The following is a 19,828-nucleotide window of genomic DNA, read 5'->3' as shown; positions in this document are numbered from 1 at the left end:
AACAGGGCTTCCAACAAATATACGCAGCACCCGCCCGCCCGGGCTTGGGTGGAACCCTCACATCGCCCCAAGGAAAAACCCTGAGAGGAGACACCCCCTGAGTCGCTTCGCGCCTTCACCCCTCTCTCGACTCGCTGCGCGAGTCGGGAGGGGGACGCTCCCAGTGCGGCGGGGCGGCCCTTGCACGGGAGCACTGGCCTTGGGGCGCGCCAGTCTCATGGGCTGCGCCGCCAGCAGAGGGTTGGCCGAACTTGTCTCAGCCGCCTGCGACCGACTGCAGCGCCATCGGCTGCGGCAGCCTGAGCACGTTGCCGGTGCCCGCCACCAGACCATGCTCGCGCAGGTGGCGCATCACGCGCGAGAAGGTCTCGGGGGCGATGCCCAGCTGGGCGGCGATGAGCCGCTTGCGCTGGTGCAAGGTGACACTCATCGCGCCACCCGTGTCGGGCTCGGCGTTCTGCAGCAGCCATTGGGCGCAACGCGCCTGGGCGTCTTGCGCCAGGCGGCTCACGGCCAGGCCCGACTGCTGCTGGTAGCCCGTGGCCATGTTGCGCAGGAGGGCCTGCACGGCATGCGGCAGCTCGGCGCAGTGGCTGCGAAAGGCCTCCACCGACACATGGCGCAGGTGCACAGGGGTCTGGGCCACCATGTCCATGGCGCAGGGCTCACCCAGCAGCGCCGAGGCAGCGTCGAGCCAGAACGGCGCCTCCACCACACCGAGCTGGTGGCGCATCTGCCCGTGCTCGCAGACCCCCAGCAGCACCCGCCCGCGCTCCAGGTGCGCCACGGTGGCCAGGGTCTGGTGGCGGTGGCGCAGCACGTCACCGGCCGCAGCGATCTGGACCTGTGCAGGCAGGGAGAAAAGCGAAGAGGGCAGCATGGCCCGAACTGTGCCGCGCGGGGCCGGTGGGCGCATTGAGCAAGATCAAACCGGCGCCACGGGCGTGGCCCTGGCCCGGTGTCCGTTTTCTGTAAGCACTTGTCAGCCAGGGGCATGGAACTTGCGAACCCGGCCGGCTGGTTCCGCCCGCGCACCAAGGTGCGGCATGCGGCCGGTACCAGAGCCCCGCGCCGGATCTCCGGCCATTCCCTCACCCCAGGAGTACACAATGAAAACAAACCTGATTGCCCTCTCACTCGGCGGCGCCCTGCTGTGCGCCAGCGCGGCCACCCAGGCCCAGAGCTCGGTCCAGCTGATGGGCCTGACCGACGTGTTCGTCGGTTCCCTGCGCAACGCCGGTGATGCCGGCCGCGCCACGGTGCTCAACAGCGGCGGCATGACCACCTCGTGGTTCGGCGTCAAGGGCACCGAAGACCTCGGCGGCGGCCTCAAGGCCAACTTTGCGCTGACCTCGTTCATCAAGGTGGACAGCGGCGTGCAGGGCCGTTTCGTGAACGACACCTTCTTCTCGCGCGACGCCAACGTGGGCCTGTCCGGCGGCTTCGGCACGGTGACGGTGGGCCGCGGCCTGGCGCCCAACTTCCTGCCCTCGATCCTGTCGAACCCGCTGGGCGATTCATTCACCTTCGCGCCGCTGATCCTGCACATGAACGTGCCCCTGTTCAACGGCACCGGCTGGACGGCCACCACGCCCTCGGACACGGGCTGGTCCAACGAAATCATCTACAGCACGCCCAGCCTGGGCGGGCTCACGGTGAACGCCCACTACCAGGTGGGCGAGGTCGCCAATGACAATGGCAAGAAGAACATCGGCCTGAACGCGCTGTACTTCAACGGCCCGCTCACGCTCACCGGCTTCTACGAGCGCGACCAGGTCGGCAACCCCGCCGTGCCCAGCACCTACCTGGGCACCACCAAGAGCGACTGGATGCTGGGCGGCGCCTACGACTTCACCGTGGTCAAGGCGTTTGCCAGCTACGGCCAGGCCAAGGCCGACAACACCAGCAACAAGGCCAAGACCGCGCAGGTGGGCGTGTCCGTGCCGGTGTTCGGCACCGGCAAGGTGCTGGCATCGTGGGCCCAGACCGAGCTGTCGGACACCGACGTCTCGCGCAAGACCTTCACGCTGGGGTATGACCACTTCCTGTCCAAGCGCACCGACCTGTATGCGATGCTGATGAACGACCGCATCACGGCGCGCACCACCGGCAACAGTGTCGGCCTGGGCGTTCGCCACAGGTTCTGACCCCAGGGCCGCGCAAGCGGCCCTGGCAAGCTACAGCACCAGGATCGCCCGGAAGTCGTTGACGTTGGTGTGCGTGGGCCCGGTGACCAGCAGGTCACCCAGGGCCGCGAAGTAGCCCCAGGCGTCGTTGCGCTGCAGGGCGTCTTCGATGTCGGCGCCCGCCGCGTGGGCGCGGTGCAGGGTGTCGGGCACCACGAAGGCCCCCGCGTTGTTCTCGACGCCGTCGATGCCGTCGGTGTCGGCCGCCAGCGCCCAGACCGATTTTTCGCCCTGCAGCGCCTTGGCCAGCCCCAGGCAGAACTCCCCGGCGCGGCCACCCCGGCCACGCGGGGCATCGGGCGCGCGCGGGCGCACCGTGACCGTGGTTTCGCCACCCGAGAGGATGACGCAGGGCTTGGTGAACGGCTGGCCCCGGCGCGCCACCGAGCGCGCCATGGCCGCATGCACCTTGCCCACCTCGCGCGACTCGCCTTCGATCTCGTCCGAGAGGATGACGGCATCCACGCCTGCCGCACGCGCCGCTGCGGCGGCCGCCTCCAGCGCCTGCCAGGGCGTGGCCACCAGGTGCACCGCGTGGCCTTCGAACACGGCGTCGCCGGGCTTGGGCGTTTCCAGCGCGCCGTCGCGCAGCGCCTGCAGGGTCTGGTGCGGCACCTCGATGCCGTAGCGCACCAGGATGGCCAGCGCATCGGCGCAGGTCGTCGCGTCGGGCACGGTGGGGCCGCTGGCGATGACCGAAGGGTCGTCGCCCGGCACGTCGCTGATGGTCAGCGTGACCACGCGCGCCGGCGCGCAGGCCGCCGCCAGCCGTCCGCCCTTGATGCGCGAGAGGTGCTTGCGCACGCAGTTCATCTCGGCGATGTCGGCCCCGCTCTCCAGCAGGGCGCGGTTGATGCGCTGCTTGTCTTCAAGCGTCAGACCCTCGCCCGGCAGTGTCAGCAGCGAGGACCCCCCGCCCGAGATCAGGCACAGCACCAGGTCGTCGGCCGTGAGGCCTTTGGTCAGGTCCAGCAGGCGCTGTGCGGCGGCCTCGCCGGCGGCATCGGGCACGGGGTGCGCGGCCTCGACCACCTCGATGCGCTGCACCAGGCCCTCGGGCCGGGGCGGGATGTGGCCGTAGCGCGTGACGACCAGGCCCGACAGCGGCGCGTCGTGCGGCCACAGGGCTTCGAGCGCCTGGGCCATCGCCCCCCCGCCCTTGCCGCCGCCCAGCACCAGGGTGCGCCCGCGCGGCGGCGCGGGCAGCCAGGCACGCATGCCATGCAGGGGCTGGGCGCTGCGCACGGCAACGTCGAACAGGCCGCGCAGAAAGCCGCGGGGATCGGTGTGGAAATCAGGCAACGCGCCGGCTGGGGAAGGAGAAATTTCGGACATGGTGCCCATTGTGCGTGGCCTCGGGCGACCCAGTGGAAACCCGAACGGGCTGTAACGCAACTGTCACGGCCAGCCGGTATGGTGGACCCCCTAGAAGTGACAAATTGCAACCATGGCGCATCCCAAGCAAGAACGTCTCGACCGCATGCTGGCGCTGCTGTCGCCTGCGGCGCGGCTGGGGTCGGGACCGCTGGCGCGGCTGATGCGCGGTGGCGGCCTGTACTGCGTTTTTCAGCCGCTCGGGGACCTGCGCGAGGGCAGCATCTTTGCCCATGAGGCCCTGATCCGCGGCCCCGAGGGCTCGGCCCTGCACACGCCCGACGTGCTGCTGGACCTGGCGCGGCGCGAGGGCCTGCTGCTGGATTTCGAGCTGGTATGCGTTTTCACGGCGCTGCGCGACTGGGGCGACCACGGTGCCCCCGGCCGGCTGTTCGTGAACATCAGCGCCGATGCACTGGTCCACGCCGTGGAACTGTGCGGCGAGCGCCGCCTGGGCGAGGCGGTGCGCAGCTTCGGTGTGAGCGCGCGCATGCTGGTGTTCGAGATCACCGAGCACGAGCGCGTGACCGACATGCCCGCCCTGCGCGAGGCCATCCGCGAGGTGCATGCCTGCGGCGCGCGCCTGGCGCTCGACGATTTCGGTGACGGGCGCTCCAGCCTGCGCCTGTGGTCCGAGGTCAAGCCCGACTTCGTGAAGATCGACCGCTACTTCATCCACGACATCAGCGAGCACCCCGAGAACCTGCAGATGCTGCAGGCCATCAAGGGCATTGCCGACGTGTTCGGCACCACATTGATCGCCGAGGGCATCGAGACGCGCGACGACCTGCGCGCCCTGCGCGACCTGGCCATCCCGTACGGCCAGGGCTGGGTGCTGGGCCGCCCGGCGCGCACCCCGCGCGAAGCCATCGACGGCCCGGCGCTCGACGTGCTGCAGGACCGCCGCGTGGCCGTGCTGCCGCACCTGGGCCAGACGGCGCGTCCGGGCATTCTGCGCAGCCTGCTGGTGGTGCAGGCGCCCACCGTGACACCGGCCACCAGCAACGACGAAGTGGCCGCCCTGCTGCAGGAGCGCGTGGACCTGCATGCACTGGCCGTGGTGGACGGCACGCGCCCCGTGGCGCTGATCAACCGCCAGCAGTTCATGAACCATTACGCCACGCTGTACTTCCGCGAAGTGCATGGCCGCAAGCCCTGCACCGTCTTTGCCAACAGCACGCCGCGCGTGGTGGAGCTCGACTGCGACGTGGACCAGCTCGTGGGCATCCTCACCTCGCAGGACCAGCGCTACCTGAGCGACGGCTACATCGTCACGGACAACGGCCGCTATGTGGGCCTGGGCACGGGCGACCAGCTGGTGCGCGCCGTGACCGAGACACGCATCGAGGCGGCGCGCCATGCCAACCCGCTGACCTTTCTGCCCGGCAACATCCCCATCAGCATGCACATGCAGCGCCTGCTGGAGAGCGGCACCGAGTTCGTGGCCTGCTATGCCGACCTGAACAACTTCAAGCCCTTCAACGACCACTACGGCTACTGGCGCGGCGACCAGATGATCCGCCTGGTGGCGCGCCTGGCCACCACGCACTGCGACCCACGCCGCGACTTCGTGGGCCATGTGGGGGGCGACGATTTCATGCTCATCTTCCAGAGCAGCAACTGGCTGCAGCGCTGCAAGAACATCGTGGACGAGTTCGCGCGCGAGGCACTGACCCTGTTCGACGACGGCGCGCGCGCCATGGGCGGCATCCATGCGGAAGACCGCCATGGCGTGCGCCGCTTCTTTCCCTGCACCACGCTGGCCATCGGCGCGGTGCGCATCCAGCCCGGCACCTACCGCCATGCCGAAGAGGTGGCCAACCTGGCCGCCGTGGCCAAGCACGAGGCCAAGCTGGCCTCCACCGGGGTGGTGCTGCATGGCGGCGAACTGGCCGGGCCGCCGCACAACGCGCTGCGCGCACTGCAGAGCGTGCTGGCCGCCTGATTCAGTGCTGCTGACGGCAGCGCGTTGATCAGGGCGTCTTCGCCCCGTCCTGGAACCAGCGGCCGATGAGGGCGCGCTCGGCGTCCGTCATCTGCGTGGCGTTGTTCATGGGCATGAGCTTTTGCACCACGGCCTGCTGGTAGACCGCCTGGGCATGCTGCTTGACCAGGGCCGGAGAATCCAGGCGCAGGTTCTTCATCTGCACCTGGGCGCCATGGCACAGGTAACAGCGCTGCTCCAGCACCGTCTGCACGGCGGCGAATTCGCTACCGGCGCCCGCCGCAGCGGGTGCGGCGGCAGCCGGGGCCGTGGCCGCTGCGGGCGCTGCAGCCTGCGGCGCCTCGGAAGCGGCAGGGGATGCAGCAACAACGGCCGCCGGCTTGGCCGCAGCCACGGGTGCCGGTGCCGGAGGGGCGGGCCGCATCCAGACGATGGCGCCCAGCAGGGCCACCACGCCCACCAGCGCATAGGGCAGCGGGTTGGGGTTGCGGCCGAGCTTGTAGCCGTGACGCATCACGAAGAACTGGCGGATGGCGGCGCCCGCGAACATCATGACGATCAGCACCAGCCAGTTCTGCGCGTGGCTCCAGAGGAAGCTGTAGTGGTTGCTCAGCATCGCGAAGATCACCGGCAGCGTGAAGTAGGTGTTGTGTACGCTGCGCTGCTTGCCGCGCTTGCCGTGGATCGGGTCCACCTTCTGGCCGGTGCGGATCTGGCGCACCACGGTGCGCTGGCCGGGGATGATCCAGAAGAACACGTTGGCGCTCATCGAGGTGGCGATCATCGCGCCCACCAGCAGGAAGGCCGCGCGCCCCGCGAACAGATGGCAGGCCAGCCACGAGGCGATGCACACCAGCACCAGCACCAGGCCGCCGACGATGGCGTCACCGTTCTTCTTTTGCCCGAAGATGCGGCAGATGCCGTCGTACAGCAGCCAGAACACGACCAGGAAGGCCAGCGCCGCGCCAATGGCTGCGGGCGGTGCCCAGTCCATGCGCGACTTGTCGATCAGGTAGGTGCCCGCGCTCCACAGGTAGGACAAGGTGAACAGCGCAAAGCCGCTGAGCCAGGTGCTGTAGCTCTCCCAATAGAACCAGTGCAGGTGCTTGGGCAGCTCGGGCGGGGAGACGGCGAACTTGACCGGGTGGTAGAAGCCGCCGCCGTGTACGGCCCAGAGCTCGCCGCTCACGCCCTGCTTCTTGAGGTCCTCGTCCTCGGGCGGCGTGAGGCTGCTGTCCAGAAAGACGAAGTAAAACGAGGAGCCAACCCAGGCGATGGCGGTGATGACGTGGACCCAGCGCAGCAGCAGGTTGGCCCAGTCGAGAAGGTAGTGTTCCATTTTTTTCTCAACCTTGGCGGCGTGGGGGGACACACCGCCTGAACAACCTGCTCACCACTGCGGGCGCTCTGAGCAGAATAGGGGGTCGCGCACCTTGGCAAGCCAAGCTTGCCGGGGCACCGCTGCGACCCATGGGACCGATGCCGCAACGGCCGGACAGATCCCGGGTGAAAGTGTATGCAAAAATTGTTCTCAACTCCAGCCCGCAGAGAAACAATCAGGCCTGGGAATACCCTTGAAGCGGATTTGCGACAGCCTGGACTGCCGCCACTGATTGCAAGAGTTGTGCCGCCACCGCCACGGCAATCACTTCGGGCTCCTTGCCCGGGATGCCCGGCACGCCGATGGGGCAGGTCACATGCGCCAGCTCGCGCGGGCTGAAACCGCGCGCCGTGAGCCGGCTGGTGAAGGTGGCCCACTTGGTCTTGCTGCCGATGAGCCCGATGAAAGGCAGGTCGCCGCGCTCGCGCTGGCGCTTGAGGCAGACAGCCACCACGTCCAGGTCCTCGGCATGGCTGAAGCTCATGATGAGCACGCGCGATCCCGCCGCCAACGTGGGCACGGCCATCTGCACCGGCTCGGAATGCTCGCAATGCACATTGGGCGGCGGCGCGTCCGGAAAAATCCCGTCACGGCTGTCGATCCAGGTCAGCGCAAAAGGCAGCGGCGCCAGCACGCGCGCCAGGGCGTGGCCCACATGGCCGCCGCCGAACAGCGCCACCGGGTGCAAATCGGCCGTGAGGCGCCGGGCCAGGGCGGGCGCGTCCTGCGCGGCCACGCATTCGAATTCGAGGTACACCACGCCACCGCAGCACTGGCCAAGCGCCGGGCCCAGGGCAAAGCGCATGGGCGCCGGGTCGTTCGCGGCGCCGGGCTCCGCCAGGCGGCAGCGCGCCTCGGCAATGGCCTGGTGCTCCAGGTGGCCGCCACCGATGGTGCCCACCAACCTGTCTGCGAACACGGCCATCCACGCGCCCGATTCACGCGGGACGGAGCCTTGGGTAGACTCCACGCTCACCAGACACGCCGGCCCGGCCGCAAGGCCGTCCAGCAACAAACGCAAGTTCTCCACTGCCGCCGTCCTTTCGTTACACCAGCCCACCATGCCCGATACCCCGCCAAATCATCGCCCCGGCAAAGGCCGCCACTGGCTGCTGGCAGGCATCATGGCCGCTGGTGGCGCCCTGATCGCTGCCTGCAAGTCTGCGCCAGAACCCGCACCCGCGCCAGCCACGCCAGAGACCCGCCCTCCCACCAGTACCGACATCCAGGGCGTCAAAGGCCCCGTGCCGGCCACCGCAGGTTCGGCCCGCCCCTCTGCGGCGGCCACGCCCCGTGCCTACCGGCAGGACGGAGCCACCCACCTCTACGGCCTGAACGCCGAGCGCATCTTCAAGGGCAAGCTGCCCCCGCAGCTGTACGCCATCGGCGTGATCGAGGTGGACATCGACCGCACCGGCAAGGTCATGCGCGTGAACTGGCTGCGCGCCCCGCGCCATGCACCCGAGGTGGTCAAGGAGATCGAGCGCACCATCCGCGCCGCAGCCCCCTTCCCGGTGCCCACGCGCCTGGGCAAGGTGACCTACACGGACACCTGGCTGTGGGACAAGAGCGGCAAGTTCCAACTCGATACCCTCACTGAAGGTCAGTTGTAGGACCTGTCAGGAGCCGCGGTAGGTGGAGTAACTCCACGGGCTCACCAGCAGCGGCACGTGGTAGTGCTGGTCTTCGTGCGCAATGCCGAAGTCCAGGCTCACCTGGTTCAAGAAGTTCGGCTCGGGCAGTTCCACGCCCTTGGCCTTGAAATACCCCGCCACGTCAAAGCGCAGCCGGTAGGTACCGGCGCGCAGGCTGGCGTTGTCGAACAGCGGCGCATCGGTGCGGCCATCGTGGTTCAGCGTCAGGCGCTGCAGCAGCGTGGCGGCGTCGCCGTGGGTGGAATACAGGGCCACTTCCATGCCGGCGGCGGGGCAGCCGTGCATCGTGTCCAGAACATGTGTGCTCAAGCCCATAGGGAATCTCCTGAAGGATGGAGGCCGTAAAAATGCGACCTGTAGACTAAAAGTGTATACACTTTTGGCCAATCCTCCTATCATGTCGCCATGGAATCTTCATCCACCAATGCCATCGTCGAGGCGTTGACCCGCGCCATCGTTGAACACCGCCTGCAGCCGGGCACCAAGCTCGCCGAGCAGAAGCTTGCCGACCATTTTGGCGTCTCGCGCACGCTGGTGCGCCAGGCGCTGTTCCAGATGGCGCAGAACAAGCTGGTCACGCTGGAGCCCGCGCGCGGCGCCTTTGTCTCCACCCCGTCGGTCGAAGAGGCGCGCCAGGTGTTCGCCGTGCGCCGCATGCTGGAGACCGAGATGACCCGCGCCTTCGCGCGCAGCGTCACGCCCGCCAAGATCAAGGCCCTGCGCGCCCACGTGGCCAGCGAGAAAGCCGCCATGGGCACGGCCGATGCCAGCAGCCGCACCGAGCTGCTGGGCGACTTCCACGTGCGCATGGCCGAGCTCATGGGCAACGAGGTGCTGGCCCACCTGCTGGGCGACCTGATCTCGCGCTGCGCGCTGATCACGCTGATGTACCAGTCGGCCAGCGCCGCAGAGCACTCGCACGAAGAGCATGGCGAAATCGTGACGGCCCTGGCCGCGCGCAACGAAGACCATGCCGTGGCCCTCATGCAGTCGCACCTCGAGCATGTCGAGGCCAGCCTGACCTTCGACCGCAAGCGCCCCGCCAGCGACCTGGCCATGGCGCTCGCCCCCGTGACCGCTTCGCAAGTCCACTGACACCATGATCTACGACGCCACCCAACCCTACCCCCGCGACCTCGTCGGCTACGGCCGCAACCCGCCCCATGCCCAGTGGCCCGGCCAGGCGCGCATTGCCGTGCAGTTCGTGCTCAACTACGAAGAGGGCGGCGAAAACGCTACCTTGCACGGCGACGCGGGCTCCGAGCAGTTCCTGTCGGAAATGTTCAACCCCGCCAGCTACCCCGAGCGGCACATGAGCATGGAGGGCATCTACGAATACGGCTCGCGTGCCGGCGTGTGGCGCATCCTGCGCGAGTTCGACAAGCGCGGCCTGCCGCTCACCGTGTTCGGCGTGTCGAGCGCGCTGCAGCGCCACCCCGAGCTGACCCAGGCCTTCGTGCAGGCCGGCCATGAGATCGCCTGCCATGGCCTCAAGTGGATCCACTACCAGCACATCCCCGAAGAGGTGGAGCGCGCCCACATGGCCGAGGCCATGGCCATCATCGAGCGCATGACCGGCCAGCGCGCCACGGGCTGGTACACCGGGCGCGACAGCCCCAACACCCACCGCCTGGTGGCCGACTTCGGCGGCTTCGAGTACGACAGCGACTACTACGGCGACGACCTGCCCTTCTGGATGAAGGTGCAGCGCAGCGACGGCAGCGTGGCGCCGCAGCTCATCGTGCCCTACACGCTGGACTGCAACGACATGCGCTTTGCCCTGCCCCAGGGCTTCTCGCACGCCGACCCGTTCTACCAGTACCTCAAGGACACCTTCGACGCCCTGTACGCCGAAGGCGACCCCGATGGCGACAACGCGCCCAAGATGATGAGCATCGGCATGCACTGCCGGCTGCTGGGCCGCCCCGGCCGCATCACGGCGCTGCAGCGCTTCCTGGACCACATCGCCCAGCACGACAAGGTGTGGGTGGCGCGCCGCGTGGACATTGCGCGCCACTGGGCCCAGGTACACCCTTTCAACGACACCACTGTCACCAGCAAGGCCTGACCACCATGGCACTCACCCTTGACCAACTCAACGCGGCCACCCCGGCCGATGCCCTGCAGTGGCTGGACGGCGTGTACGAGCACTCGCCCTGGATCGCAGAGCAGGCCCTTGCGCAGCGCCCCTTTCGCTCGCTGGCGCACCTGCGCCACGCGCTGGCCCACGCCGTGCGCACCGCGCCGCAGGATGCGCAGCTGGCGCTGATCCGCGCTCACCCCGAGCTCGCGGGCAAGGCCATGGTGGCCAATAGCCTCACGGCCGAGTCGACCAACGAGCAGAGCAAGGCGGGCCTGGCCCAGTGCACGCCCGAGGAGTTTGCGCGCATCCAGCAGCTCAATGCGGACTACAACACGCGCTTCGGCTTCCCCTTTATCCTGGCGGTGCGCGGGCCGCGCGGCGCGGGCCTGCCACGGCAGGAGATCATCGCCACCTTTGCGCGCCGGCTCGACAACCACCCCGACTTCGAGCTGGCCGAGGCGCTGCGCAACATCCACCGCATTGCCGAGATCCGCCTGAACGACAAGTTCGACGCCGAGCCCGCACTGGGCAACGACGTGTGGGACTGGCAGGAGACCCTGGCCCAGCACTCCGACCCCGGCTTTGCCGAAAAGGGCCAGCTCACCGTCACCTACCTGACCGACGCGCACCGCGCCTGCGCCCAGCGCATCAGCCACTGGATGCGTGATTGCGGCTTCGACGAAGTCGAGATCGACGCCGTGGGCAACGTGGTGGGCCGCTACCACCCGGCTGCCGGTGCAGCGCAAGGCAAGTACCTGATGACCGGCTCGCACTACGACACGGTGCGCAACGGCGGCAAGTACGACGGGCGCCTGGGCATCTTCGTGCCCATGGCCTGCGTGCGCGAGCTGCACCGCGCCGGCAAGCGCCTGCCCTTCGGCATCGAGGTCATCGGCTTCGCCGAGGAAGAAGGCCAGCGCTACAAAGCCACCTTCCTCGGGTCGGGCGCGCTGATCGGCCACTTCAACCCCGCCTGGCTGGACCAGAAGGACGCCGACGGCGTGACCATGCGCGCCGCCATGGAGCATGCCGGCCTGTGCATCGCCGACATCCCCAAGCTGCAGCGCGACGCCGCGCAGTACCTGGGCTTTATCGAGGTACACATCGAGCAGGGCCCCGTGCTCAACGAGCTGGACCTGCCCCTGGGCGTGGTCACCTCCATCAACGGCGGCGTGCGCTACATCGGCGAGATGATCGGCATGGCCAGCCACGCCGGCACCACCCCCATGGACCGCCGCCGCGACGCCGCCGTGGCGGTGGCCGAGCTGGCCCTGTACATCGAGCAGCGCGCTGCCAAGGACGGCGACTCGGTGGGCACCATCGGCCTGCTCAATGTGCCCGGCGGCTCCATCAACGTGGTGCCCGGCCGCTGCCAGTTCAGCCTGGACCTGCGCGCCCCCACCGACCCGCAGCGCGATGCGCTGGTGAAAGACGTGCTCGACCAGTTGGGCCAGATTGCCGCGCGCCGCGGCATGCGCTACACGCTGGAAGAATCGATGCGCGCCGCAGCCGCCCCCAGCGCCCCCGCCTGGCAGCACCGCTGGGAACGCGCCGTGGACGCCCTGGGCGTGCCCGTGTTCCGCATGCCCAGCGGCGCCGGGCATGACGCGATGAAGCTGCACGAAATCATGCCCCAGGCCATGCTCTTCGTGCGCGGGCTCAACGCCGGCATCAGCCACAACCCGCTCGAATCCACCACCAACAACGACATGCAGCTGGCCGTGGACGCCTTCACGCATGTCCTGAACCAGATCGCCGAGGAAACCCCCGCATGACCGCCACCACCGCTCCACTGACCTCCACCTACAGCGCCCTGGATGCGTGGATCGACCAGCACTTCGACGAGGAAGTGCAGTTCCTGCAGGCGCTGGTGCGCGTGCCCACCGACACGCCCCCGGGCAACAACGCGCCCCACGCCGAGCGCACGGCCGAGCTGCTCAAGGACTTTGGCTATGAGGCCGAGAAGCACGCCGTGCCCGCCGCCGACGTGCAGGCCTATGGCATGGAGTCCATCACCAACCTGATCGTGCGCCGCAAGTTCGGCAGCGCTGATGGCAAAGGCCCCACCATCGCCCTGAACGCCCACGGCGACGTGGTGCCCCCCGGCGAAGGCTGGACGCACGACCCCTACGGCGCCGAGATCGTGGACGGCAAGATGTACGGCCGCGCCACCGCCGTGAGCAAGAGCGACTTCGCCAGCTTCACCTTCGCGCTGCGCGCCCTCGAAGCCGTGGCCAAGCCAACGCATGGCGCGGTGGAACTGCACTTCACCTACGACGAAGAGTTTGGCGGCGAGCTCGGCCCGGGCTGGCTGCTCGAAAAGGGCCTGACCAAGCCCGACCTGATGATCGCGGCCGGCTTCTCATACGAAGTGGTCACCGCCCACAACGGCTGCCTGCAGATGGAAGTGACGGTACACGGCAAGATGGCCCACGCCGCCGTGCCCCACACCGGCGTGGACGCGCTGCAGGGCGCCGTACACATCCTGAACGCGCTATACGCGCAGAACCAGGAATACCTCAAGGTCACGTCCAACGTGGCCGGCATCAAGCACCCCTACCTCAACGTGGGCCGCATCGAGGGTGGCACCAACACCAACGTGGTGCCCGGCAAGGTGACGTTCAAGCTCGACCGCCGCATGATCCCCGAGGAGAACCCGGTGGAGGTGGAAGCCAACATCCGCCGCGTGATCGAGCAGGCCGCCAGCGAGCGCGCCGGCATCTCGGTGGACATTCGCCGCCTGCTGCTGGCCAACGCCATGACGCCGCTGGCCGGCAACAAGCCGCTGGTCGATGCCATCCAGAAGCACGCGCAGGAGCTGCTGGGCGAGCCCGTGCCCGCCCTGGGCACGCCCCTGTACACCGACGTGCGCCTGTACGTGGAGCGCGGCATTCCCGGCGTGATCTACGGCGCCGGCCCGCGCACTGTGCTCGAATCGCACGCCAAGCGCGCCGACGAGCGCCTGGACCTGCAGGACCTGCGCCGCGCAACCAAGGTCATTGCACGCACCTTGAAGGACTTGCTCGCATAACTCGCTTACAGATCGGCATGGCGTGGAGTCCAACCGCCATGCCGACCCGACCTACACTTGCTGCGGGCGCATTCCACCAGGGATGCGCCCGTTTGTCATTCCGACGCCCGGAGCGGCACACCCAAAAGATTGATAACAGAGGAGCACCTACCCAATGAGCATCCGCCACACCTTGCTGGCCAGCAGCGTCGCACTGGCCCTGGCCAGCCTGACCGCCTGCGGCAGCACCACCCCGGCCGTTACGGCTTCGGCCCCGCCAGTGGCCGCCGTGCAGCAGACCGCAGCGGCCCAGGCCGCCAGCGCCGCCTATGACTTCGACATGGACGTGTTCCACCCCGTGGTGGCGCGCAACGGCATGGTCGCCACCGAGCAGGAGCTGGCCTCGCAGATTGGCCTGGATATCCTGAAAGCCGGCGGCAACGCGGTGGACGCGGCCGTGGCCATCGGCTTCGCGCTGGCCGTGGCCCTGCCCAATGCGGGCAACCTGGGCGGCGGCGGCTTCATGATGGTGCACGACGCCAAGACCGGCAAGAGCGTGGCCCTGGACTTCCGCGAAGTGGCGCCCATCAAGGCCACGCGCGACATGTACCTGGATGCCAAGGGCAACGTGGTGGACGGCAAGTCGCTGTACACCCACTACGCCGTGGGCGTGCCCGGCACCGTGGCCGGCATGGAGCATGCGCTCAAGACCTGGGGCACCCTGCCCCTGTCGCGCGTGATCGCCCCCGCCATCGAACTGGCCGACCGGGGCTTCCCCGTCAGCGAAACCTTGGCCAAGATCCTGGACCAGGAAAAGAAGAACATGGGCAAGTGGCCCGCCACCCAGGCCATCTTCTGGAAGAACGGCGCACCCCTGAAGGTGGGCGATGCGCTGGTGCAGAAGGACCTGGCCCAGTCCATGCGCCTCATCGGCCAGCAGGGCGCCAAGGCGTTCTACGAAGGCGAGATCGCCCAGAAGATCGCCGCCGAGATGGCACCGCACGCCGGCGCCCTCACGCTGCAGGACCTGCGCGAATACAAGGTGGCCGAGCGCATGCCCACGCGCGGCACCTACCGTGGTTATGAGATCGTCACCATGCCGCCACCCTCCTCCGGCGGCCCGCACCTGGTGCAGATCTTGAACATGCTGGAGCCCCTGCCCCTGGCCCAGTGGGGCCCCAACAGCGCCCAGACCATCCACTACATGGCCGAAAGCATGAAGCTGGCGTATGCCGACCGCGCCGAGTACCTGGGCGACCCGGACTTCGTGAAGATCCCGCTCAAGGGCCTGACCTCCAAGCGCTACGCCGAGTCGCTGGCCAAGGGCATCGACGCCAACACCGCGCGCAGCGGCAAGAGCATCAAGCCCGGCCAGCCCCAGCCGTACGAGAGCGACCAGACCACCCACTATTCGGTGGTGGACAAGGCCGGCAACGCCGTGGCCGTGACCTACACGCTGAACACCAACTTCGGCAGCGGCATCGTCGCCAAGGGCACCGGCATCATGCTCAACAACGAGATGGACGATTTCTCGGCCAAACCCGGCGTGGCCAATGCCTACGGCCTGGTCGGCGGCGACGCCAACGCGGTCGCCGCCAAGAAGCGCCCCCTGTCGTCCATGACGCCCACCCTGGTCCTGAAGGACGGCAAGCCCACCCTGGTGACCGGCAGCCCTGGCGGCGCGCGCATCATCACCACGGTGCTGCAGACGGTGGTGAACACCATTGACTTCGGCATGAACCCCGCTGAAGCCGCTGCCGCACCGCGTGTGCACCACCAGTGGACGCCGGACGAACTGCGCGTGGAAAAGGGCTTGTCGCCCGACACCCTGGCACTGCTCAAGCAGCGCGGCCACAACATCGCGGTGAAGCCGTCGATGGGGCGCACGCAGACGATTCAGCTGCGTGGTGGTGCGCTGTACGGGTACTCGGATCCGCGCAATCCGGATGGGAAGACGTTGGGGTATTGATGCATGGTCTGACGGGCCCGCGCCGCAGGCCCGTCATGGTTGATCCCTAGGGCAACGCTGAAACAAGTCCCTCGCGCGCCGCGCGCCCCGCTTTGGGTGGTCTGCGGCGTTGCAAATGCTCGCCATAGCAACGGCTATGGCTGCGCTTCGCGCCTAGCAGCCCATCCCAAATCAGGGCACGCGCCATCGCGAAGACTTATTCAGCGTTGCCCTTGCTCAGCCAACAAGGCACCAACGAACAAAGGCCGCGCCCTGTGAGGGACGCGGCCTTTGTCTTTGTAGCGCCTGTGCCGGCTTTATCGCCTCATCAGGCCGCGCCAAAAATCATCGCCGTAGCGGACTGCGCAGAACGCAAACACCAGGCAGAAGCCTATGGTGATGGCCAGCATCGGCAAAAAGCCGGAGAGCTTCAGTCTAAAGCCCATCCAGAAACCCACGAGTGCACCAACCAATGCGCCGCAGACAAAGCGCACCACGGTTTCCAGCGGGTCATGTTCTTTCTTGCTACTGAACATTCGGATCACCCTCGCACTTCTAATTTCATGGTCGCATTTTGAGCGAATGCCTGATTCTGTCGCCTGTGCGCCCCCTTCTCAGTAACTTAGACTGACGGTTTCGACTCGTAGCGGTCGGTGGCGACCAAAGAAAAGCAGTCGCTCAACGTTGATTGCAGTCATTCACGTTCGACGGGCTGAACAACTGCTTCGATCATGACCTGCCAATCAACTAACGACTCGTCAGTGGTTTATGGCACGAGCCTGCCCAAAACCCCTGCCATACTTTCACCTGACTCCCTTTTTGCGCCAGCCCCGCATGCCTACCATTCTCACGCCGTCCGCAAAACTGTTGCAACTGCTACCCGAGGCGGTGGTGCAGACCGATGCGCTGTGGGAGATCACTTACCTGAATCCGGCGTGGACAACGCTCACCGGCCATTCGGTGGAGGCAGCGCTCGGCAGGTCTCTGCTTGAATTTGTGCATCCCGGCGACATTGGCACCATGCGCTCGGGCATGCCGGTGTTCCGGTTGCGATTTGCCGACGCGAACTATCGCTGGGTGCGTCTGAAACTCCACCCGGAGACGGATGCAGCGGAGCGGGTGATCAGCCGCCAGGGTGTCCTGATCGAGATCACCGAGGTCACCGAGCAGGTGCTGGTGGAGATTCGCCAGCGCTTTTTGCGCTTGCTGGAAACCATTGATGGCGTAGTTTGGGAGGCTGAAATCGGCGTGGGCAATACTTTCCTTAGCCCGCAGGTCGAACGCTTGTTCGGTTTCTCCGTGGAGGAGTGGCGGTCTGACCCGGGCTTTTGGCGGGCGCATGTGCATCCCGATGATCTAGCGCAGGCCCTGCTTATCGATGATGCCGCCTACAACGCGACGCACAGCTATGCCTACGAGATGAGTTATCGGCTGATTGCAAAATCCGGCAAGGTGGTGTGGGTGCGCGATCTGTGCCGCGCAGTGGTCGAGCCGGGGCGGCCGAACCGCATGATCGGCCTGATGATCGACGTCACCCAGCAGAAGAACACCGAACTTGAGTTGTTGCGCTCCGAAAACCGCTATTCGCTGGCGACCCTTGGATCCAATGACGGCATCTGGTACTGGGACTTGCGAACTGACGCCCTGCATGTGTCCGGGCGCTTTCACCAGATCGTCGGGCTGGGTAGCGGCGATCATGTACACGACGGTGGCTGGAGCTTTCTGGAGCAACTCATCGATCCCGAAGATCGGGTGCGCGTGCAGGCGGCCTACCGCAGGCATCTGTCGGGGAACAGCCCGAACTTTTCGGTGGATTTCCGCGCGTTCCACGCGGATGGACGGCTGGTGTGGGTCAATTGGCGCGGGCTTGCCGAGTTTGAAGACGGCGTTGCGGTGCGCATGGCGGGCTCGTTGAGCGATCTGGCTGACCGTGGCAGTTCCTACGATGCGCTGACCAGCCTGCCCGGCCGGCCGTTGTTCCGCGATCGCCTTGCGAATCTCATGGCGCTGCACCAGAACGAGGCTGGGAATGGTGATGGCGTGCCAACACGCGATGGAGCCACCATGTTCGCCGTGCTGCTGCTGGATCTCAACGGGTTCAAAGCCGTCAATGACAACTACGGGCATCATGTGGGCGACCGGCTGCTGCAGCAGGTGGCGCGGCGGCTCGAATCCTGCGTGCGGGCGGTTGATCTGGTCGCCCGCATGGGTGGCGACGAATTCAATGTGTTGTTGGAGTCCATTGATCCCGCTGAAGCCAGCAACCGCGCTCAACAGATCGCCGCCGCCCTCGCAGCGCCTTATGTGGTCGGCGAACACACCGTGATCAGTGGCGCGAGTATTGGACTTGTCAGCAGTGCATCCAGGCTGGCGACGGTGGACGAATACCTGCGCGCCGCAGACACCGCAATGTACCAAGCCAAAAGCCAGTCATCGGGCGTGTGCGTGTTTCAACAAAAGGTGCCAGAGACGACTTCCTGCGCGGCTGACCAGCAGCGACCGAAATACGCACCATAGGGTCACCGCACAGCATTGGCGTGGCAGGCCTTCTCCACATCGAACCAGCCCGGCGGGTCATCGGCTTCGGAGTGCAGGTACTCCTGCAATTTGGAAGGATCGGTCTGGAAGCGCAGAGGGTCTTCAGGGAATACCGAGGCAAAGAGGTGGCCATTCCCATGGAGGTTTTCTTTCCTTTGTTGCATCAAGGCCTGGGCGGGCTTGCAAGCCAGCCCCAACGCCTGCCCGTCATTGTGGCCAAAGCGGCTGCCGTACCCGAAGGTGTTACGTCACTGCGGTGCTGCAGACGTTGGTGAACACGATTGACTTCGGAATGAACCTCGCCAAAGCCACCGCCGCACCGCGTGTGCACCGCCAGTGGACGCCCGACGAGCTGCGTGTGGAAAAGGGCTTGTCGCCCGACACTCTGGCACTGCTAAAGCAGCGCGGCCACAACATCGCGGTGAAGCCGTCGATGGGGCGTACGCAGACGATTCAGCTGCGCGGTGGGGCGCTGTATCGGTACTCGGACCCGCGGAATCTGGATGGGAAGACGCTGGGGTATTGATTAGGCCCCTGGTCCGCATAGCGAACCATTAAATGATAAAGGCAGCGCACGTCACAATGCGCGGCCTTTTTTTGCGGCGTGTAAGAGCCCGGGGATCCACAGTGCTGCTATGCTCAGACGAGTGCGATAGTCCGTATCTGTCGCCTTCATTTCAATAGGCGGCTCCAAAAACCACCGCCATAGCAGATCGCTCAGTACACGAATACTAAGCAAATAAGGGTGATGCCGAGCAGGGGCAAAAAAGCCCGGAAGATCGAGTCGCAAATCCGGCCCCGAAATTCGACCATCGCACCACCTGGCGCGAAGCATATGACACGCACCAAGGCCTTTAGCGGATCAGACTTATGCATGCCTATTAACTTGTGTGACTCGTCTTAACCTTTATGCCTTTCTGATTTTAGAATCATGACCAGACATACAAAGCTAGTCACTAATACGTGCAGTCACATTAGCTGGGACTTCATTTTCTCGCACCTCAAATCCGTGATAAACATTCCCCCTCGTCGGCTTAAATCGATAGAATTTTTGCCTTTCCTTATGCCAACCCCAATAATCGTCACCATGCCGAACACTTTGAATCAATAGATCCTGCGCCTCCGAAGCATTAAGCTGCATCGGGGCAACGGGCTCGCCTCGCTTTGTATCGAAATATGGCTCGGCACTATGTTTCGGAGAAGCCTCGTACTGAGGAAAAAGCAAAACAACGGAATCAATGCTCCATGCATTTATTACCTCCATATCCACTTCTGAACCACTACGGACGGAGATCATGCCACTCTCCAATATTGGATTTCCACCTAAACTTAAAAGCGCGTATCCTTCGAGAAGAAAATTCTTATGAAACTCGCCAGAAATATATTTACCTTCAGCGCCTGGCACAGCAAGAGAAACATGACAGTGGTCGATCAGCAATTTTTTGGAACGGTTTTTGGTATATAAAAACCATTTTTTTCTAATATCCGGACCTCGCTTACCACCAAGACGCGATATAGACACGACTACATCCTCACCAGCCAAGATGGGTCTTGAATCCAAAAGCGGGTCGTAAAAAAGTGTCGTCCTCCCACAATCAAGTCCAGGCAATATGTATTCAAAGCAATTCGTGATGGCCGAAACCAAAAATTCCAACTGCCCAATCGTCGTGCACTGATCAGCAGCAGAGAGTGGATTAATCAATATTCT

General features: G+C 65.8%; 16 protein-coding genes and 1 pseudogene. 10 read left to right on the top strand and 7 right to left on the bottom strand.

All coding sequences use genetic code 11. The annotated features are described in order from the left end of the window. Positions 1-256 precede the first annotated feature (256 nt). Complete coding sequence (locus tag AC0IZS_RS15430; RefSeq protein WP_471636405.1) at positions 257-880, bottom strand: Crp/Fnr family transcriptional regulator; 624 nt, start codon at positions 878-880, stop codon at positions 257-259. 229 nt (positions 881-1,109) lie between these two features. Between AC0IZS_RS15430 and AC0IZS_RS15425 the strand changes: the two genes are divergently transcribed. Beyond that, positions 1,110-2,147 carry a porin gene (locus AC0IZS_RS15425; RefSeq protein ID WP_471636404.1) on the top strand — a complete coding sequence of 346 codons (1,038 nt, stop codon included), beginning with the start codon at positions 1,110-1,112 and terminating at the stop codon, positions 2,145-2,147. 30 nt (positions 2,148-2,177) lie between these two features. On the opposite strand, the gene AC0IZS_RS15420 is transcribed toward AC0IZS_RS15425, so the two are convergent. Further along, a complete protein-coding gene (locus AC0IZS_RS15420) occupies positions 2,178-3,521 on the bottom strand; it encodes a glycerate kinase type-2 family protein (protein ID WP_471636403.1) in 1,344 nt (447 codons plus the stop codon). Positions 3,522-3,633: 112 nt separating this feature from the next. Between AC0IZS_RS15420 and AC0IZS_RS15415 the strand changes: the two genes are divergently transcribed. Then, a complete protein-coding gene (locus tag AC0IZS_RS15415) occupies positions 3,634-5,505 on the top strand; it encodes an EAL domain-containing protein (protein ID WP_471636402.1) in 1,872 nt (623 codons plus the stop codon). A 28-nt stretch (positions 5,506-5,533) separates the two neighbouring features. Here the strand turns inward: AC0IZS_RS15415 and AC0IZS_RS15410 are convergent, their stop codons facing one another. Next, positions 5,534-6,844, bottom strand: coding sequence for a urate hydroxylase PuuD (locus AC0IZS_RS15410; protein WP_471636401.1), 1,311 nt, complete (start codon positions 6,842-6,844; stop codon positions 5,534-5,536). 217 nt (positions 6,845-7,061) lie between these two features. Further along, on the bottom strand, positions 7,062-7,949 hold the full coding sequence (gene xdhC, locus AC0IZS_RS15405) for a xanthine dehydrogenase accessory protein XdhC (RefSeq protein WP_471636400.1): 888 nt from the start codon (positions 7,947-7,949) through the stop codon (positions 7,062-7,064). Here xdhC and AC0IZS_RS15400 point away from each other — a divergent pair. Further along, positions 7,948-8,499, top strand: a complete 552-nt coding sequence (locus AC0IZS_RS15400; protein ID WP_471636399.1) for a hypothetical protein — start codon at positions 7,948-7,950, stop codon at positions 8,497-8,499. The genes xdhC and AC0IZS_RS15400 overlap by 2 nt on opposite strands. Positions 8,500-8,505: 6 nt before the next feature. Here the strand turns inward: AC0IZS_RS15400 and uraH are convergent, their stop codons facing one another. Then, complete coding sequence (uraH, locus tag AC0IZS_RS15395; RefSeq protein WP_471636398.1) at positions 8,506-8,856, bottom strand: hydroxyisourate hydrolase; 351 nt, start codon at positions 8,854-8,856, stop codon at positions 8,506-8,508. Between the two features lie 90 nt (positions 8,857-8,946). Between uraH and AC0IZS_RS15390 the strand changes: the two genes are divergently transcribed. From AC0IZS_RS15390 to ggt, 5 genes are all read left to right on the top strand, one after another. After that, the gene (locus tag AC0IZS_RS15390) at positions 8,947-9,636 is read left to right on the top strand and encodes a GntR family transcriptional regulator (RefSeq protein WP_471636397.1); all 690 of its coding nucleotides are present in this window, start codon (positions 8,947-8,949) and stop codon (positions 9,634-9,636) included. 4 nt (positions 9,637-9,640) lie between these two features. Further along, positions 9,641-10,609: an allantoinase PuuE gene (gene puuE / locus AC0IZS_RS15385; RefSeq protein ID WP_471636396.1), complete on the top strand. Its 969-nt coding sequence runs from the start codon at positions 9,641-9,643 to the stop codon at positions 10,607-10,609. Positions 10,610-10,614: 5 nt separating this feature from the next. Then, positions 10,615-12,399 carry a 2-oxo-4-hydroxy-4-carboxy-5-ureidoimidazoline decarboxylase gene (uraD, locus tag AC0IZS_RS15380; RefSeq protein WP_471636395.1) on the top strand — a complete coding sequence of 595 codons (1,785 nt, stop codon included), beginning with the start codon at positions 10,615-10,617 and terminating at the stop codon, positions 12,397-12,399. Further along, positions 12,396-13,655, top strand: a complete 1,260-nt coding sequence (locus AC0IZS_RS15375) for a M20 family metallopeptidase (RefSeq protein WP_471636394.1) — start codon at positions 12,396-12,398, stop codon at positions 13,653-13,655. The genes uraD and AC0IZS_RS15375 overlap by 4 nt, the downstream gene beginning before the upstream one ends. A gap of 154 nt (positions 13,656-13,809) precedes the next feature. Beyond that, positions 13,810-15,603: a gamma-glutamyltransferase gene (gene ggt, locus AC0IZS_RS15370; RefSeq protein ID WP_471636393.1), complete on the top strand. Its 1,794-nt coding sequence runs from the start codon at positions 13,810-13,812 to the stop codon at positions 15,601-15,603. 296 nt (positions 15,604-15,899) lie between these two features. Here the strand turns inward: ggt and AC0IZS_RS15365 are convergent, their stop codons facing one another. Then, positions 15,900-16,118, bottom strand: coding sequence for a hypothetical protein (locus AC0IZS_RS15365; protein WP_471636392.1), 219 nt, complete (start codon positions 16,116-16,118; stop codon positions 15,900-15,902). Between the two features lie 298 nt (positions 16,119-16,416). Here AC0IZS_RS15365 and AC0IZS_RS15360 point away from each other — a divergent pair, with 298 nt between their 5' ends. Both AC0IZS_RS15360 and AC0IZS_RS15355 read left to right on the top strand, forming a co-directional pair. Next, positions 16,417-18,099, top strand: coding sequence for a PAS domain-containing protein (locus AC0IZS_RS15360; protein WP_471636391.1), 1,683 nt, complete (start codon positions 16,417-16,419; stop codon positions 18,097-18,099). Between the two features lie 268 nt (positions 18,100-18,367). Further along, positions 18,368-18,646: pseudogene (locus tag AC0IZS_RS15355) on the top strand (gamma-glutamyltransferase); the annotation flags it as partial. Positions 18,647-19,069: 423 nt separating this feature from the next. On the opposite strand, the gene AC0IZS_RS15350 reads toward AC0IZS_RS15355, so the two are convergent. Next, a complete protein-coding gene (locus tag AC0IZS_RS15350; protein ID WP_471636390.1) occupies positions 19,070-19,822 on the bottom strand; it encodes a hypothetical protein in 753 nt (250 codons plus the stop codon). Positions 19,823-19,828: the final 6 nt, after the last annotated feature.

It is taken from the genome of Acidovorax sp. AC410 (genome assembly GCF_979253235.1).
The sequence above is the reverse complement of the archived record's forward strand: the minus strand, read 5'-3'. Positions and strand labels throughout refer to the sequence as shown.

Bases quoted from the DNA above. Each gene is read 5' to 3' on its own strand.
- AC0IZS_RS15390 (WP_471636397.1), top strand. From the start codon at position 8,947: ATGGAATCTTCATCCACCAATGCCATCGTCGAGGCGTTGACCCGCGCC.
- uraD (WP_471636395.1), top strand. From the start codon at position 10,615: ATGGCACTCACCCTTGACCAACTCAACGCGGCCACCCCGGCCGATGCC.
- puuE (WP_471636396.1), top strand. From the start codon at position 9,641: ATGATCTACGACGCCACCCAACCCTACCCCCGCGACCTCGTCGGCTAC.
- AC0IZS_RS15365 (WP_471636392.1), bottom strand. From the start codon at position 16,118: ATGTTCAGTAGCAAGAAAGAACATGACCCGCTGGAAACCGTGGTGCGC.
- AC0IZS_RS15375 (WP_471636394.1), top strand. From the start codon at position 12,396: ATGACCGCCACCACCGCTCCACTGACCTCCACCTACAGCGCCCTGGAT.
- xdhC (WP_471636400.1), bottom strand. From the start codon at position 7,949: ATGGTGGGCTGGTGTAACGAAAGGACGGCGGCAGTGGAGAACTTGCGT.
- AC0IZS_RS15420 (WP_471636403.1), bottom strand. From the start codon at position 3,521: ATGTCCGAAATTTCTCCTTCCCCAGCCGGCGCGTTGCCTGATTTCCAC.
- ggt (WP_471636393.1), top strand. From the start codon at position 13,810: ATGAGCATCCGCCACACCTTGCTGGCCAGCAGCGTCGCACTGGCCCTG.
- AC0IZS_RS15415 (WP_471636402.1), top strand. From the start codon at position 3,634: ATGGCGCATCCCAAGCAAGAACGTCTCGACCGCATGCTGGCGCTGCTG.
- uraH (WP_471636398.1), bottom strand. From the start codon at position 8,856: ATGGGCTTGAGCACACATGTTCTGGACACGATGCACGGCTGCCCCGCC.
- AC0IZS_RS15410 (WP_471636401.1), bottom strand. From the start codon at position 6,844: ATGGAACACTACCTTCTCGACTGGGCCAACCTGCTGCTGCGCTGGGTC.
- AC0IZS_RS15425 (WP_471636404.1), top strand. From the start codon at position 1,110: ATGAAAACAAACCTGATTGCCCTCTCACTCGGCGGCGCCCTGCTGTGC.
- AC0IZS_RS15400 (WP_471636399.1), top strand. From the start codon at position 7,948: ATGCCCGATACCCCGCCAAATCATCGCCCCGGCAAAGGCCGCCACTGG.
- AC0IZS_RS15430 (WP_471636405.1), bottom strand. From the start codon at position 880: ATGCTGCCCTCTTCGCTTTTCTCCCTGCCTGCACAGGTCCAGATCGCT.
- AC0IZS_RS15360 (WP_471636391.1), top strand. From the start codon at position 16,417: ATGCCTACCATTCTCACGCCGTCCGCAAAACTGTTGCAACTGCTACCC.